Source organism: Agromyces sp. CF514 (genome assembly GCF_900113185.1).
GTDB lineage: Bacteria > Actinomycetota > Actinomycetes > Actinomycetales > Microbacteriaceae > Agromyces.
Window position 1 is genome coordinate 882,212 of the sequence record NZ_FOZD01000001.1, and the last position, 14,854, is coordinate 897,065.

Genomic DNA, 14,854 nt, shown 5'->3' on the forward strand with positions numbered 1-14,854 from the left:
GCGTCGGCCCCGGGGCATCCGGTCGTGCGAGATGCGAAGCGGCGATCAGCCGATGCGGATCATCTTCTTGTTGACGAACTCGTCGGCTCCGAAGCGGCCGAGCTCGCGGCCCGAGCCGGAGCGCTTGATGCCGCCGAAGGGCAGCTCGGCGCCGTCGGCGCCGACGACGTTCACGAAGACCATGCCGGCGTCGATCTTGTCGGCGACGCGCAGCGCCTGCTCGGAGTCGGTCGTGAAGACGTACGAGCCGAGGCCGAACGGGGTGTCGTTCGCGAGCTCGATCGCGGCGTCTTCGTCGGCGACCTTGAAGACCTGGGCGACCGGGCCGAAGAACTCCTCGTGGAACGCGTCGGAGCCGGGCTTGACGTCGGTGAGGATCGTGGCCGAGTAGTAGTTGCCGTTGCGGGTGCCGCCCGAGTGCAGCGTGGCACCCTGCGCGACGGCGCGCTCGACCTGGTCGGCCAGGCCGTCGGCCGCCTTCGCAGAGGAGAGCGGGCCGAGGGCGGTGCCCTCCTTGGCGGGGTCGCCCTCGGCGACGGCGTTCATCGCGGCCGTGAACTTGTCGAGGAACGGCTGGTAGAGGTCCTCGACGACGATGAAGCGCTTGGCCGCGTTGCAGGCCTGGCCGTTGTTGTCGACGCGGGCGAAGACCGCCGACTCGACGGTCGCGTCGAGGTCGTCGGTCGAGAGCAGGATGAAGGGGTCGGAGCCGCCGAGCTCCAGCACGACCTTCTTCAGGTGGCGACCGGCGATCTCGGCGATCGCGGCACCGGCGCGCTCGGAGCCCGTGAGCGAGACGCCCTGCACGCGCGGGTCGGCGATGACGGTCTCGATCTGGGCGTGCGAGGCGTAGACGTTGACGTACGCACCCTCGGGGAACCCGGCGTCGAGGAAGATCTGCTCCATCGCGGCGGCCGACGCGGGGCACTGCTCGGCGTGCTTCAGCAGGATCGTGTTGCCGATGATGAGGTTCGGGCCGGCGAAGCGCGCGACCTGGTAGTAGGGGAAGTTCCACGGCATGATGCCGAGCAGCGGGCCGAGCGACGAACGGCGGATGAGTGCCGAACCCTCGCCCGCGAGCAGGTCGATCTGCTCGTCGGCGAGCAGCGACTCGGCGTTGTCGGCGTAGTACTCGTAGATCGCGGCGGCGAACTCGACCTCGCCGACGGCCTGCTCGATGGGCTTGCCCATCTCGCGGACGATGATCTCGCCGAGCTCCTGAGCACGCTCGTTGTGCAGTTCGGCGACGCGGCGGATGAGGGCGGCGCGCTCGGCGACGGTCGTGTTCTTCGACCAGGTGCGGTGCGTCTCGGCGGCCTTCGCGATGGCGGCCTGCAGTGCCTCGTCGGAGATCGTGTCGTAGGACTCGACCGTCTCGCCGGTGGCGGGGTTGATCACGGCATAGCTCATGGGGTTTCTCCTTCTCGGGTGCACTCGCAGAGCTTCGTCTGCCTCGGTGCATACGCTCGGTTCAAAGATACGTTAACGGATGATTAGATTCGACCCGGATGCCGCAGGCAGCCGATTCCGCTTGCCGCGGGCGGCGGCGGCGGCGAGGTCTGAGGGCTACGGGCGGCCGGGTGCCGCGGGGGAGACCAGCACCCGGAACGGCGTGCCGTCGCAGGGGATCGCCGCGGCCGCGCCGCCCGCGAGCTGGCCGACCTGCAGCGACGGCTCGGTCGACAGCACGACGCGCGAGTCGGCGTTCACGAGCGCGAGCGGCTCGTCGGCGGCGAGGAACCGGGCGAGCAGCTCCGTCTCGAGGCGGCGCACGGTCACGTCGGCGCCGACGACGCCGACCATGCGCTCGCCGTCGGGCGCGTGCACGGGCATCGTGAGCGTGAGCAGGTAGTCGCACGTGCAGAGGTGGTCGACGTACGGGCCGGTGACGTGCGCCTGCCGCGTGGTGGACGGGATGCGGTACCACTCGAGCGACCGGAAGTCCCGCAGGTACTCGGTGTAGCCGCGGGTCGAGAGATCGAGCCGCGTCGGCGCCTCGGTCGAGCCGAGCACGGGGTTGTCGTCGAGCGGGCCCAGCCACCAGGCGAAGTGCACGTCGCGTCCGCGCACGATCTCGCCGTCGGCGATGAACCCGGCTCCGACGTATCGCGGCTCGGGTTCGACGAGCAGGGGAAGCACGAGGCCCGCGACGACCTGGTCGAGCTCGGCGGGGCGCACCTCGCCGACCGTCGCGTCGCTGGCGATCTCGCGGATGCCGGGGGCGATCGCCTGCTCGATCGGCGCACGCCAATCGGCGAGCTGCTCGAACACCTCGGCGAACAGGCGCGAGACGGCCGCGGCGGCGTCGAGCGCGGCCGCGGGCGTGGGCTGCTCAGTGGTCATCGATGCCTCCTCCGCGTTCGACCCTGGCCTTCGCGGCGAGCAGCCGCGCGGACAGCGCGGTCACGAGCTCGCCGGCGGCCGCTCGCGCGTCGATCGGACGGTGGGCCGCGACGGCGGCGACGATGCGGCGGTCGGAGGCCGCGGCATCCGCTCGCTCGTCGGCTTCGTCGAGGCCGAGCAGCAGGAGCGGGCCGAACTCCGCCTGGAGGCGGATCTGCTCGCGCACGAGCCTGGCCGACTGGCTGAGCACGGCGAGCTCGAGGAAGAAGCCGCCCTGGTTCGTGCGCGCGCCGGCCGCGGTCGTGAAGTCGGCGGCGTCGAGCCAGGCGCCGAGGCGCTCGGCATCGGCGTCGGAGGCGCGCTCGGCGGCCCGCTCGGCGATGCCCGCGAGGATTGCGCCGAAGTAGACGGCCATGTCGCTGAGCTCGACCTGTGCGAGCGCGCGCAGGCGAGCCGTGAGGATCGTGCGGTGATCGGCGTCGTCGGGCGAGACGAAGCTTCCGCCCTCGCGCCCGCGGCGCGTCTGGACGAGCCCCGCCTCGCGGAGGATGCCGAGACCCTCGCGCACGGTGATGAGCGCGACGCCGAAGCGACGGGCGAGCTCGGGTTCGCTGGGCAGGCGCTCGCCGGGGTCGAGCACGCCCAGCACGATGCCGTCGGTGAGGCGCTGCGCGACCTGTTCGGCGCGGCCCGCATCGGCGAGCTGGGCGAACACGGCTTCGCGTGCGCCGGGGCCCACCCTCGATTCCATGCGTTTCAGGCTAGTGGAGGGGGAAGGCGCGGGAGGGCGACGCGCCAGAAAAAGATTCACTATAGGATGAATATGGATCGACGGTGATGGAGGCGGGCGATGGTGAACGAGCAGCGGGGCACGGCGACGACCGGCGTGCTCGCCGGCATCCGCATCGCCGACTTCTCGCGTGTGCTGGCCGGGCCCTACGCCACGATGATGCTCGCCGACTTCGGGGCCGACGTCGTGAAGATCGAACCGCCGACCGGCGACGACACCCGGCACTGGACCCCGCCCGTCGACGCGAGCGGGCAGGCCACCTACTTCGGCAGCGTCAACCGCAACAAGCGATCGGTCGCGCTCGACCTGACGGATGCCGCGGGGCTCGCCGAGGCGCGCAGGCTCGCCGCCTCGGCCGACGTCGTGATCGAGAACTTCCGTCCGGGCGTCATGGCCCGGTTCGGACTCGCCTACGACGACGTGCGGGCGCTGAACCCCGCCGCCGTGTACTGCTCGATCACGGGCTTCGGCGCAGGCCGGGGGGCTGCCCTGGCCGGGTACGACCTGCTCGTGCAGGCGGTCGGCGGACTCATGTCGATCACCGGCGAACCCGACGGCGACCCGGCCAAGGCCGGCGTCGCGCTCGTCGACGTGCTCACCGGGCAGAACGCGCTCGCCGGCATCCTGCTCGCGCTGCGCGAGCGCGACCGCACCGGGTTCGGCCAACTCGTCGAGGTCGACCTGCTCGGCAGCCTGCTCTCTGCGCTCACCAACCAGGCCGCCTCGACCCTCGCCACCGGTGCGCCGCCGCGACGGCTCGGCAACGCGCACCCGAGCATCGCGCCCTACGCCGTGTTCCACGCGGCCGACCGCGAGCTCGTGATCGCCGTCGGCAACGACAAGCAGTTCCGCGCCCTCGCCGCGGCGCTCGGCGAGCCCGCGCTCGCCGACGACACGCGCTTCGCCGCCAACGCCGCGCGCGTTGCACATCGCCACGAGCTGACCGAGATCATCGAGAGCGTGCTCGCCGAGGCCTCCGCAGCTCACTGGATCGGGCTGCTCGAGCCCGCAGGCGTGCCCGCCGGGCTCGTGAACGACATCGGCGAGGCCATCGCGTTCGCCGAGGCGCTCGGGCTCGAGCCCGTCGCGGAGACGCGGCGGGAAGCCGCCGAGGCCGCCGGCGATGCCGCCGATGCCGCTGCCGAAGAGGCCGACCCGGAGGCGTCGGCGACCACGGCCGTGAGCCGCACGGTCGCGAACCCGATCCGGCTCTCGGCCACCCCCGCGACCTACCTGACCCCGCCGCCCGCGCTCGACGAGCACCGCGGGGCCGACTGGCATCCGACCCCCTCGAAAGGACCGCACGCATGACCGCAACCGCCCCGCGCATCGACTCCGTCTTCGACCTCGACGCCCTGCTCACCGAGGAGGAGCGCGAGTGGCAGCAGCGCGCCCGCGCGATCGCGCAGGAGCAGATCGCGCCGATCATCGAGGACGACTTCGAGCACAAGCACTTCCGCCGCGAGCTCGTCAAGGTGCTCGGCGACGCGGGCCTGCTCGGCATGCACCTGCAGGGCTACGGATGCGCCGGCGCCGGCGCGGTGGCCTACGGGCTCGTGTGCCTCGAGCTCGAGGCCGCCGACAGCGGCTGGCGCACGTTCGTCTCGGTGCAGGGCTCGCTCGCGATGAGCGCGATCCACAAGTACGGATCCGAGGAGCAGAAGCAGCGGTGGCTGCCCGGCATGGCCGCGGGCGACCTCATCGGATGCTTCGCGCTCACCGAGCCGCAGGGCGGCAGCGACCCCGCCGCGATGACCACGACCGCTCGCCGTGATGGCGACGAGTGGGTCATCGACGGCGCCAAGCGCTGGATCGGCCTCGCCTCGCTCGCCGACGTCGCCGTCGTGTGGGCGCGCGTCGACGACCCCTCGGGCGCATTCGGCGAGGGCGGTGCCGCCGTGCGCGGATTCCTCGTGCCCACCTCGACCGCCGGCTTCACGGCCACCCCGATCGACGGCAAGCTCTCGATGCGCGCGTCGGTGCAGTGCGACATCGACCTCGAGGGCGTCCGCGTGCCCGCCGACGCGATCCTGCCCGGCGCCCGCGGACTCTCCGGCCCCTTCGGCTGCCTCAACGAGGCGCGGTACGGCATCGTCTGGGGCGCGATGGGCGCCGCGCGCTCGTGCCTCGAGTCGGCGCTCGAGCGCTCGACCACGCGCGAGGTGTTCGGCAAGCCGATCGGCGCGAACCAGCTCACGCAGGCCAAGCTCGCAGACATGTTCGTCGAGGTCGAGAAGGGCGTGCTGCTCGCACTGCACCTCGGCCGCCTCAAGGAGGCCGGCACGCTCACGCCCGCGCAGATCTCGGTCGGCAAGCTCAACAGCGTGCGCGAGGCGCTCGAGATCGCGCACCAGGCGCGCTCGATCCTCGCGGGCGACGGCATCACGAACGCGTTCCCGGTCATGCGGCACGCGGCGAACCTCGAGTCGGTGCGCACGTACGAGGGCACCGACGAGATCCACCAGCTCGTCATCGGCCGGGCACTCACGGGCATCGCGGCCTTCTGACCGCACGACGTCGACGCACGATGTCGACGCCCGACGTCGACGCCCGACGTTTCCACCGAACCGTCGATGTTCGCCCGTCCTGAGCGAAGATAGGGCGGGCATCGACGGATCGAAGACGATTCGGAGGCGTCGCAGCACGCACCATCCCTACGAACCCGCAACACGCACCACCAACACGCACCACCATGAAGGAGCAGTCATGAAGGCAATGGAGCCTCGACTCACCCGCGCCGTCGTCGAGTGGACCGGATGGGGCACAGCCCCCACTCCGGTCCGCGACGACGCACGCGTCATCGCGAAGTTCGGCGCCACCGCCGGACCCGCACTCGTCAAGGCGGCCCGACGCCTCGAGGCGGACTACAGCGGCTGTTCGACGGAGTTCCGCACGCGGCATCCCGAACTCGGCATCGACGCCGTCGAAGCACTCGCCTGGGCCAGCACGCACGACGCGGGCTGACGCGGCGCAGCCGCCGTCGACGACGAAGGGCGCCCGGGTCGAGACCCGGGCGCCCTTCGCGGTGCGTGCGCGGCGATCAGTTGATGCCGGGAATGATGAGCCAGTGGTTGACGAGCACGACCCAGATCGCCGTCACCACGAGGGCGGCGATGGTGACGCCACGGCCGGTGCGGCCTCCGGCGAAGAGCGCGACGACGAGCACGATGAGCGTGGCCACGCCGAGCACGAGCGCGCCCCACGGGATGCCCGGCACGAAGAACGAGAGCAGGAACAGCGCGGCGACGATGACCTCGATGACGCCGACGACGGTCGAGCCGCCGCGGGCGCGCAGGCGCCAGATGCCGTCGATGAGGGCGAGCACGCCGCCGATGAGTGCGAGGAGCAGGAGCCAGGTCAGGGTGATCATGAGGTTCCCTTCGGGTAGCGGTGTGGGGGCACCGGGCCGTCGGCAGTTTCCGACGACCCCGCCACGCTAGCGATCGCGTGGAGGGCGAGGTTGGGGGTTGCGCCGCGCATCCGGAGCCGTGTATCCCGCGCGAAGCGGGACGCCGGGCGCGAAGCGGGGGGCGCCGGGGAATGCAACGCGGGGTCACGCGGTTTCACTCTGCGACGCCCGCGTGATGGACTCGAATCGCGCCCGGGCGGCCGAACACGGCACCGGCGCACGACGCCATCCCCACGAACGGAGCACCACCCGCATGTCACGTGTCCGCAGCATCCTCGGCCTCGCCGCCGCATCCGCCGCCGTCCTCGCCCTCGCCGCCTGCTCGAGCAGCGCGCCCGCCGCGAGCGACGACGCGGCCGGTGATGAGTACGGACTCGTGAAGGCGGGCACGCTCACCGTCGCGACCGAGGGCACCTACCGTCCCTTCACCTTCCACGACGAGGGCTCGGGCGACCTGGTCGGCTACGACGTCGAGATCGCCGAAGCCGTCGCCGACGAGCTCGGCCTGAAGGTCGAGTTCCAGGAGACCCAGTGGGACGCGATCTTCGCGGGCCTCGACGCGGGTCGGTTCGACGTCATCGCGAACCAGGTCTCGATCAACCCCGAGCGCGAGGAGAGCTACCTCTTCTCGACGCCGTACACGGTCTCGCCGAGCGTGGTCGTCGTGAACGAGGGCGACACGTCGATCAAGACCTTCGACGACCTGAAGGGCAAGACGACCGCGCAGTCGCTCACGAGCAACTTCTACCAGCTCGCCGTCGACGCGGGCGCGAACGTCGAGTCGGTCGAGGGCTGGGCGCAGGCCGTCGCCCTCCTCGAGCAGGGCCGGGTCGACGCGACCGTCAACGACAAGCTGACCTTCCTCGACTACGTGAAGCAGAACCCCGACGCGAAGCTCGAGGTCGCGGCCGAGACCGACCCCAGCGAGAGCGCCCTCGCGTTCACGAAGGACAAGACGGCGCTCGTGAAGGCCGTCGACGAGGCCCTCGCGAAGCTCAAGGAAGACGGCACGCTCGCCGAGATCGGCGAGAAGTACTTCGGCGCCGACGTCTCGGAGTAGTACCTTCCAGAACAAGCGCGCGAGTGCTTCGACGTGAGTGCGAGCGCGTCCGCCGGTCGGACGCGCTCGCTTCCTCGCGTCGGAGCCTCGCCTGATCGGAAGGGGCTGCCGACGTGGACTCGAACTCGGGTTGGCAACTGTTCCTCGACTCCTTCTGGCCCATCGTGTGGGGCGGGATCAGCGGCACGATCCCGCTGGCGCTCGCGTCGTTCGCGATCGGCCTCGTGCTCGCGCTGGGCGTGGCGCTCGCGCGCATCTCGAAGAATCGCGTGCTCTCGGGGGCCGCACGCTTCTTCATCTCGGTGATCCGCGGCACGCCGCTGCTCGTGCAGCTGTTCGTGATCTTCTACGGCCTGCCCGCCGTGGGCCTCGTCATCGACCCCTGGCCGAGCGCGATCATCGCATTCTCGCTGAACGTCGGCGGGTACGGCGCCGAGATCATCCGGGCCGCGATCCTCTCGGTGCCGAAGGGCCAGTGGGAGGCCGGCTACACGATCGGCATGTCGTCGGGCACGACGCTGCGTCGCATCATCCTGCCGCAGGCCGCGCGGGTGTCGGTGCCGCCGCTGTCGAACACCTTCATCTCGCTCGTGAAGGACACGTCGCTCGCGTCGCTCATCCTCGTGACCGAGCTGTTCCGCGTCTCGCAGCAGATCGCCGCTTTCAGCCAGGAGTTCATGCTGCTCTACCTCGAGGCCGCGCTCGTCTACTGGCTGTTCTGCCTCGTGCTCTCGAGCGGGCAGACCGTCATCGAGAGGAGGCTCGACCGCTATGTCGCCGTCTGAGCACGAGAACCCCGAACAGGGCGACGGCGGGGCGGATGCCGGTGGCGGGCCGCGTGCAGCCGACCCCCTCGCGCCCCGAGAGACGCCCGACGACGCCGTGCTGCTGACCGCACGCGGCATCCGCAAGTCGTTCGGCGACAACGAGGTGCTGCGCTCGATCGACCTCGAGGTGCGCCGCGGCGAGGTCGTGGTGCTCATCGGCCCGAGCGGATCGGGCAAGACGACCGTGCTGCGCTCGTTGAACGGACTCGAGACGCCCGACGCCGGCATCCTGAGCTTCGACGGCGGACCCGAACTCGACTTCGCGGCCACGGTGACCAAGCAGGGCAGGCTCGCGATGCGGGACCGCTCGGCGATGGTGTTCCAGCAGCACAACCTCTTTCCGCACATGACCGTGCTCGAGAACGTCATCGAGGGGCCGGTGCGGGTGCAGCGGGTGCCGAAGACGCGCGCGATCGCCGAGGCCGAGGCGCTGCTCGACCGCGTGGGCCTCGCCGAGAAGCGCGACGCCTACCCGTTCGCGCTCTCGGGCGGGCAGCAGCAGCGCGTCGGCATCGTGCGCGCCCTGGCGCTGAAGCCCGACCTGCTGCTGTTCGACGAGCCCACGAGCGCGCTCGATCCCGAGCTGGTGGGCGAGGTGCTGAAGGTCATCAAGGAGCTCGCCGACGAGGGCTGGACCATGGTCGTCGTCACGCACGAGCTCGGCTTCGCCCGGCAGGTGGCCGACGAGGTGCTGTTCATGGACGGCGGCGTCGTGGTCGAGCGCGGTGCACCCGCACAGATGTTCACGAACCCGCGCGAGGAGCGCACACGCCGCTTCCTCGACCGGATCCTGCGCCCGCTCGACTGAGCAAACGGCGGGGCGGCGCGTAGCGTGGAGGCATGCCCGCCGTCACCACCGGACTCCCGCCGGAGCCCCGGGTGCGGCGAGCCCGGTGGTGGCTCGGCATCTTCAGGCTGTGCATCGTGGTGCTCGAGGTCGTCGCCCTGATCGGCAACTTCCGCTACGTGCTGGGGTTCCGCAGCTTCGCGACCGCCAACTTCTTCAGCTACTTCACGATCCAGTCGGCGTTCCTCGCCGTCATCACGCTCTCGATCGCGGCCGGGTTCGCGCTTCGCGCCCCCCGCGACCCGGCGTGGCTCGGCATCCTGCGCACGGTGGTCACCGTGTACGTGGTGCTGTCGGGCATCGTGTTCGCCATCATCGTCGCGGAGTCCTCGTCGCACGGGTACCGCGTCGACGTTCCGTGGTCCGACACGTTGCTGCACTTCATCGTGCCCGCGCTCGCCGTGATCGCCTGGAGCGTCGACAGCGTGCTCGGCGTGAACCCGCCGGTGCCGTGGTCGACGGTCGGCTGGGTGCTCGTGTTCCCGAGCGGATGGCTCGTCTACACGCTGATCCGAGGAGCGGATGTCGGGTGGTACCCGTACTTCTTCCTCGACGAGGCGCAGGTCGGCAGCGTGCTCGGGGTCGTCGTGTCGTGCGCCCTCGTGCTGCTGATCTTCCTCGGGCTGACGACGACGCTCGTCGCCGTCAACCGCGGGCTGTGGCGAAGGGCTCGAGATCGGCGAGCACGGCCGTCACGAAGTCCTGATCCGACAGCTCCTCGAGTCGCGTCGCCTGCGATGCGGCGATGATGCCGACGAGCGCGGCCTCGCCGCTTCCCGTCGCGGCGCCCACGTCGATCCACCTCGCGACCGTCGGCGACCCGCCCACCACGCTCAGGGTCGACGCGGCGGCGCCCGCCTGGGCTTCGGCCGCGGCGTCGGTCTGGTCGTCGGCCGGGATATCCGCCCTCCAGAACGGCTCGTCGAAGGCGAGCCAGACGACGTCGACGACCCCCATGCCGAGCTGGGAGATCGCGAGCTGGTAGGGCCGGGGCAGGGGCGGCTCGAAGCGCACCTGGTCGGTCTTCAGCACGCCGAGCGGCAGCGTGACGACGGCGCGGTCGACCGTCAGGGACTCGCCCGTGTCGAGGCGCAGGCTCACGCGGTCGTCGGTGCGGGTGACCTGCGTCACGCCGCTCATGGTCACGACCTCGAGGCCGTCGGCGAGCCGGTCGAGCAGGTCGGAGATCGGCGCGGTCGGCAGGCGCGGTGCCGTCGGGTCGCCGTCGGCGTTCGCGGCGAACGGGGCGAGCAGCGGCGCGGGGTCCCAGCGCTGCGCCGACACCACGGTCGCCTCGGCCCCGGTGAGCGGCTCGAGCCCGCTCGCGAGCGCATGCCGTAGCCACGCCGCCGGGCTGACGCCGTCGTCGCCGGGGGTCTCGGATGCGGGCGCCTCGCCCGACTGCTGCAGCGCAGCCGTGACCGACACGTCGTGGGGCAGCGCCTGCGACCACTCATGGGCGCGCTCGAGCGCCTCGGCGCCCGAGGGCGAGGGCACGAGCGGCGTGCCGTCGGCGCGCACCACCGCGGGTCCTCCGAGGAACGGGATCGTGTCGACGGATGCCGCGGCCAGCGCCTCGACCAGGCCCTCGTCGTCGCCGACGAGCCAGCTGCCGAGCTCGACCGGGGTGCCGAACGCATCGTCGACGACGGAGAGCACGCGGCCGCCGATGCGATCGCGCGCCTCGATCACGATGACGTCGAAGCCCTGATCGGCGAGCTCGCGCGCGGCCGTGAGCCCGGCCAGGCCGGCGCCGATGACGGCGATGCGCTCTCCGGGCGCCGCGAGTTCCAGGATGTCGCCCGCTGCGCGGAACCCCGAGCTCTGGGCACCCTGCAGCGTGCCCGCGCCGACGGTGGAGGTCGCCTCGCCCGCGAACACGATCCGCCCCTCGATCGGCTTGGCGAGACGCGTGCGCATCTGCTCGGTCGACCCGAACTCGGCGAAGCTGAACGAGCCGCGCGCGTAGGGATCGGTGCCCCAGGCGGAGCGCCGCATGTTCGTCGGGCGCGGCACGGCCGACGGGGTCGGAGTGGGCGTCGGCGTCGCGGTCGGCGTCGGCTTCGGCGTGGGGGAGGGCTCGTTCCACGTGCAGCTCGCGAGCACGATCGCGGCGGCACCGGCGAGGCCCGTGGCGAGTCCCGCCGTGAGGAAGGTGCGACGGGGGATCCCGCCCGACGCGCCCCGATCGTCCATGCGACTCAGGCTAGCCGACGCGGGTTCGCCGGAGGCGTCCGCCCGGCGAACGCCGAACCACGAAAACCGAACGAAGAAGGCCGAACGACGAAGACCGAACGACGAAGGCCGGCCCCGCGGCATCCGCGAGTCCGGCCTCCGTCAGGTGCCCGAGGTCAGGCGACGTACGAGTCCGCCACCGTGAGGGCCTCGTCGAGGATGTCGAGGCCGCGCACGAGCTCCTCCTCGGTGATCACGAGCGGCGGCGCCACGTGCAGGCGGTTGAAGTGCACGAACGGCCAGAGGCCGGCCTGCTTGCAGGCCGCGGCGACGGCGCCCATGGGCGCTGCGTCGGCCCCGCCGGCGTTGAAGGGCACGAGGGGCTCGCGCGTCTCGGGGTCCTTCACGAGCTCGATCGCCCAGAACAGGCCGAGTCCGCGCACCTCGCCGACCGACGGGTGCTTCGCCGCGATCTCGCGGAGGCGGGGTCCGACGACGCGCTCCCCGAGGTCGCGGACGCGCTCGAGGATGCCGTCGCGCTCGAACACCTCGAACGTGGCGACGCCGGGCGCGCAGGCCAGCGGGTGGCCCGAGTAGGTCAGGCCGCCGGCGAACGCGACCGTGTCGAAGTGCGAGGCGATCTTCTGCGAGATCACGACGCCGCCGAGGGGTGCGTAGCCCGAGTTGACGCCCTTCGCGAAGGTGATGAGGTCGGGCACGACGCCGAAGTGGTTCACCGCGAACCACTCGCCGACGCGGCCGAAGCCGACCATGACCTCGTCGGCGATGTAGACGATGCCGTACTTGTCGGCCAGTGCGCGCACGCCCTCGAGGTAGCCGGGCGGCGGCACGAGCACGCCGTTCGTGCCGACGATCGTCTCGAGGATGACCGCCGCGATCGTGTTCGGGCCCTCGAGCGCGATGACCTGCTCGAGGTGTGCGAGCGCACGCTCAGCCTCCTGCTCGGGGCTGTCGGCGTGGAACGACGAGCGGTATGCGTAGGGGCCCATGAAGTGGGCGACGCTGCCGTCGCTCGGCTCGTTCGCCCAGCGGCGCGGGTCGCCCGTGAGCGAGATCGCCGTGGCGGTGCCGCCGTGGTAGCTGCGGTACATCGACAGCACCTTGCGGCGCCCGGTCACGGCGCGGGCCATGCGCACCGCGTACTCGTTGGCGTCGGCGCCGCCGTTCGTGAAGAACACCTTGTCGAGGTCGCCGGGGGCGACCTCGGCGATGCGGCGCGCCAGCTCGCCGCGCACGTCGTTCGCCATCGACGGCTGGATCGTCGCGAGACGGCCGGCCTGCTGTTGGATCGCCGCGACGAGGTCGGGGTGCTGGTGGCCCAGGTTCAGGTTCACGAGCTGCGAGCTGAAGTCGAGGTACGCATTGCCCTGGTAGTCCCAGAACGTCGAGCCCTCGCCCGCCGCGATGGGCAGCGGGTCGATGAGGGCCTGCGCGCTCCACGAGTGGAACACGTGGCCGCGGTCGTCGGCGCGCACCTGCGCCTCGGCCGCGGGGGCCGGAAGTGCGTGCACCGCGCCGTGGCGGTCGGTGAACACCGCGGTGGTCTCGGGGGAGAGGGTGTCGGTCATGGGGAAGTCCTTTCTTGGTGGTCCGCCGCCTCGCCCTGCTACATTCGGTGAATGTCGGAGGTGCGGGGCGGCGCGCCGTACCCAGCCGCCCGGCTCCGGCGTGTCGGCAGCCGTGCCCGACATTCGCCGAATGTCGAGAGGGTGGGACGGTGGGGTGGGCGTCAGTGGTTCTGGGGGAAGCCCAGGTTGATGCCGGTGTTGGCGGAGTCGCCGCGCGTGGCGGGGTCGAGCCAGCGGCTCGTGATGGCCTTCTCGCGGGTGAAGAAGTCGAAGCCGTGCACGCCGTACGCCTTGCTGTCGCCGAAGAGCGACTGCTTCCAACCGCCGAACGAGTGGTAGGCGACGGGCACGGGGATCGGCACGTTGATGCCGATCATGCCGACCTGCACCTCGTTCTGGAAGCGCCGGGCCGCGCCGCCGTCGTTCGTGAAGATCGCGGTGCCGTTGCCGAACTGGCCGGAGTTGATGAGGTCGAGGCCCTCGTCGTAGCTCTCGACGCGCACGACCGAGAGCACCGGGCCGAAGATCTCCTCGGTGTAGGCGCGGCTCGTGGTCGGCACGTGGTCGAGCAGGGTCGGGCCGAAGAAGAAGCCGTCCTCGTGGCCGTCGACCGTGAGGCCGCGACCGTCGATGACGACGGTCGCGCCGTCGGCCTCGGCGATGTCGACGTAGGAGGAGACCTTGTCGCGGTGCACGTCGGTGATCAGGGGGCCCATGTCGGGCTCGACGCGCGCGCCGTCGGGGGTGGCGATGCCCGCGCCGTTGCCGATCCTGAGCCTCGCAATGCGCTCGGTGATCTTGGCGATGAGCTCGTCAGCCACGGGCTCGACGGCCAGCACGACCGAGATCGCCATGCAGCGTTCGCCCGCCGCGCCGTAGCCGGCGTTCACGGCCTGGTCGGCGACGAGGTCGAGGTCGGCGTCGGGCAGCACCAGCATGTGGTTCTTCGCGCCGCCGAGTGCCTGCACGCGCTTGCCGTGCTTCGAGGCGGTCTCGTAGATGTACTGGGCGATGGGGGTCGAGCCGACGAACGAGATCGACTGCACGATCGGGCTCGTGAGCAGGCCGTCGACTGCGAGCTTGTCGCCCTGCAGCACGGTGAAGACGCCGTCGGGCAGGCCGGCCTCCTTCCAGAGCTCGGCGAGCCAGATCGCCGCAGAGGGGTCCTTCTCGGACGGCTTCAGCACGACCGCGTTGCCCGCCGCGATCGCGATCGGGAAGAACCACATCGGCACCATGGCCGGGAAGTTGAACGGGCTGATGACGCCGACGACGCCGAGCGGCTGCTTGATCGAGTAGACGTCGATGCCCGACGAGGCGTTCTCGGAGAATGCGCCCTTGATGAGGTGCGGGAATCCGGTCGCGAGCTCGACGACCTCCTGGCCGCGCAGGATCTCGCCCATGGCGTCGGAGACGACCTTGCCGTGCTCGCGCGTGATGATCGCGGCGAGCTCGCCCTTGCGGGAGTTCAGCAGCTCGCGGAACGCGAACATCACCGTCTGGCGCTTCGCGATCGAGTATCCGCTCCACTCGACGAACCCGGCCTGCGCCGACGCGAGCGCCGCATCGATCTCGGCCTGGTCGGCCAGCGCGACCACGGCCTGCACGGCACCGGTCGCGGGGTTGTAGACGGGGGCGGTGCGGCCCGAGTTCGAGGCGCGCAGCGCGCCGTCGATCCAGTGCCCGATGGCGGGCACGTCGGAGGTCGCGGCGGGCGACGAGGCGGTCTCGGTGAGGCTCATGAGCAGTTCCTTCGTGGTGGAGCGACGGATGCCGCGGCCGCACGGGTGCGGCCGGCCCGGACATTCCGCCCG

General features: G+C 71.3%; 14 protein-coding genes. 7 read left to right on the forward strand and 7 right to left on the reverse strand.

What is annotated here, in order from left to right:
* Positions 1–45: 45 nt before the first annotated feature.
* From BM342_RS03885 to BM342_RS03895, 3 genes are all read right to left on the reverse strand, one after another.
* On the reverse strand, positions 46–1,410 hold the full coding sequence (locus BM342_RS03885) for an NAD-dependent succinate-semialdehyde dehydrogenase (RefSeq protein ID WP_092964170.1): 1,365 nt from the start codon (positions 1,408–1,410) through the stop codon (positions 46–48).
* A gap of 156 nt (positions 1,411–1,566) precedes the next feature.
* Entirely contained in the window at positions 1,567–2,343 is a 777-nt protein-coding gene (locus tag BM342_RS03890; RefSeq protein WP_092964171.1) for a PDC sensor domain-containing protein, read from the reverse strand.
* The gene (locus tag BM342_RS03895) at positions 2,333–3,094 is read right to left on the reverse strand and encodes a FadR/GntR family transcriptional regulator (protein WP_092964172.1); all 762 of its coding nucleotides are present in this window, start codon (positions 3,092–3,094) and stop codon (positions 2,333–2,335) included. The genes BM342_RS03890 and BM342_RS03895 overlap by 11 nt, the downstream gene beginning before the upstream one ends.
* Positions 3,095–3,193: 99 nt before the next feature.
* Between BM342_RS03895 and BM342_RS03900 the strand changes: the two genes are divergently transcribed.
* The 3 genes from BM342_RS03900 to BM342_RS03910 all read left to right on the forward strand — a co-directional run bounded on the left by BM342_RS03900 (position 3,194) and on the right by BM342_RS03910 (position 6,097).
* A complete protein-coding gene (locus BM342_RS03900) occupies positions 3,194–4,444 on the forward strand; it encodes a CaiB/BaiF CoA transferase family protein (protein WP_177232047.1) in 1,251 nt (416 codons plus the stop codon).
* The gene (locus BM342_RS03905; RefSeq protein ID WP_092964173.1) at positions 4,441–5,640 is read left to right on the forward strand and encodes an acyl-CoA dehydrogenase family protein; all 1,200 of its coding nucleotides are present in this window, start codon (positions 4,441–4,443) and stop codon (positions 5,638–5,640) included. Before BM342_RS03900 ends, BM342_RS03905 begins: the two co-directional genes overlap by 4 nt.
* Before the next feature lie 199 nt (positions 5,641–5,839).
* Positions 5,840–6,097, forward strand: coding sequence for a hypothetical protein (locus BM342_RS03910; RefSeq protein ID WP_143109751.1), 258 nt, complete (start codon positions 5,840–5,842; stop codon positions 6,095–6,097).
* Positions 6,098–6,173: 76 nt separating this feature from the next.
* Here BM342_RS03910 and BM342_RS03915 read toward each other — a convergent pair whose 3' ends face one another.
* Positions 6,174–6,503, reverse strand: a complete 330-nt coding sequence (locus BM342_RS03915; RefSeq protein WP_092964175.1) for a hypothetical protein — start codon at positions 6,501–6,503, stop codon at positions 6,174–6,176.
* A gap of 292 nt (positions 6,504–6,795) precedes the next feature.
* Here BM342_RS03915 and BM342_RS03920 point away from each other — a divergent pair, with 292 nt between their 5' ends.
* The 4 genes from BM342_RS03920 to BM342_RS03935 all read left to right on the forward strand — a co-directional run bounded on the left by BM342_RS03920 (position 6,796) and on the right by BM342_RS03935 (position 10,025).
* Positions 6,796–7,602: an amino acid ABC transporter substrate-binding protein gene (locus tag BM342_RS03920; RefSeq protein ID WP_092964176.1), complete on the forward strand. Its 807-nt coding sequence runs from the start codon at positions 6,796–6,798 to the stop codon at positions 7,600–7,602.
* Positions 7,603–7,715: 113 nt separating this feature from the next.
* On the forward strand, positions 7,716–8,387 hold the full coding sequence (locus BM342_RS03925; protein ID WP_177232048.1) for an amino acid ABC transporter permease: 672 nt from the start codon (positions 7,716–7,718) through the stop codon (positions 8,385–8,387).
* Positions 8,374–9,237 (forward strand): amino acid ABC transporter ATP-binding protein, encoded by an 864-nt coding sequence (locus BM342_RS03930; RefSeq protein ID WP_092964177.1) that lies wholly within the window; start codon positions 8,374–8,376, stop codon positions 9,235–9,237. The genes BM342_RS03925 and BM342_RS03930 overlap by 14 nt, the downstream gene beginning before the upstream one ends.
* Before the next feature lie 32 nt (positions 9,238–9,269).
* Positions 9,270–10,025, forward strand: coding sequence for a Pr6Pr family membrane protein (locus BM342_RS03935; protein ID WP_092964178.1), 756 nt, complete (start codon positions 9,270–9,272; stop codon positions 10,023–10,025).
* Here BM342_RS03935 and BM342_RS03940 read toward each other — a convergent pair.
* From BM342_RS03940 to BM342_RS03950, 3 genes are all read right to left on the reverse strand, one after another.
* Positions 9,922–11,472, reverse strand: coding sequence for a flavin monoamine oxidase family protein (locus tag BM342_RS03940; protein ID WP_177232049.1), 1,551 nt, complete (start codon positions 11,470–11,472; stop codon positions 9,922–9,924). The two genes, BM342_RS03935 and BM342_RS03940, sit on opposite strands and share 104 nt — an antisense overlap.
* Before the next feature lie 155 nt (positions 11,473–11,627).
* Entirely contained in the window at positions 11,628–13,040 is a 1,413-nt protein-coding gene (locus BM342_RS03945) for an aspartate aminotransferase family protein (RefSeq protein WP_092964180.1), read from the reverse strand.
* A gap of 161 nt (positions 13,041–13,201) precedes the next feature.
* Positions 13,202–14,782 (reverse strand): CoA-acylating methylmalonate-semialdehyde dehydrogenase, encoded by a 1,581-nt coding sequence (locus BM342_RS03950; RefSeq protein WP_092964181.1) that lies wholly within the window; start codon positions 14,780–14,782, stop codon positions 13,202–13,204.
* Positions 14,783–14,854 lie beyond the last annotated feature (72 nt).

Excerpts from the sequence above, each read along its gene's own strand:
- BM342_RS03910 (WP_143109751.1), top strand. The coding sequence starts at position 5,840 with ATGAAGGCAATGGAGCCTCGACTCACCCGCGCCGTCGTCGAGTGGACC.
- BM342_RS03905 (WP_092964173.1), top strand. The coding sequence starts at position 4,441 with ATGACCGCAACCGCCCCGCGCATCGACTCCGTCTTCGACCTCGACGCC.
- BM342_RS03940 (WP_177232049.1), bottom strand. The coding sequence starts at position 11,472 with ATGGACGATCGGGGCGCGTCGGGCGGGATCCCCCGTCGCACCTTCCTC.
- BM342_RS03920 (WP_092964176.1), top strand. The coding sequence starts at position 6,796 with ATGTCACGTGTCCGCAGCATCCTCGGCCTCGCCGCCGCATCCGCCGCC.
- BM342_RS03895 (WP_092964172.1), bottom strand. The coding sequence starts at position 3,094 with ATGGAATCGAGGGTGGGCCCCGGCGCACGCGAAGCCGTGTTCGCCCAG.
- BM342_RS03890 (WP_092964171.1), bottom strand. The coding sequence starts at position 2,343 with ATGACCACTGAGCAGCCCACGCCCGCGGCCGCGCTCGACGCCGCCGCG.
- BM342_RS03930 (WP_092964177.1), top strand. The coding sequence starts at position 8,374 with ATGTCGCCGTCTGAGCACGAGAACCCCGAACAGGGCGACGGCGGGGCG.
- BM342_RS03950 (WP_092964181.1), bottom strand. The coding sequence starts at position 14,782 with ATGAGCCTCACCGAGACCGCCTCGTCGCCCGCCGCGACCTCCGACGTG.
- BM342_RS03885 (WP_092964170.1), bottom strand. The coding sequence starts at position 1,410 with ATGAGCTATGCCGTGATCAACCCCGCCACCGGCGAGACGGTCGAGTCC.
- BM342_RS03935 (WP_092964178.1), top strand. The coding sequence starts at position 9,270 with ATGCCCGCCGTCACCACCGGACTCCCGCCGGAGCCCCGGGTGCGGCGA.
- BM342_RS03945 (WP_092964180.1), bottom strand. The coding sequence starts at position 13,040 with ATGACCGACACCCTCTCCCCCGAGACCACCGCGGTGTTCACCGACCGC.
- BM342_RS03915 (WP_092964175.1), bottom strand. The coding sequence starts at position 6,503 with ATGATCACCCTGACCTGGCTCCTGCTCCTCGCACTCATCGGCGGCGTG.
- BM342_RS03900 (WP_177232047.1), top strand. The coding sequence starts at position 3,194 with ATGGTGAACGAGCAGCGGGGCACGGCGACGACCGGCGTGCTCGCCGGC.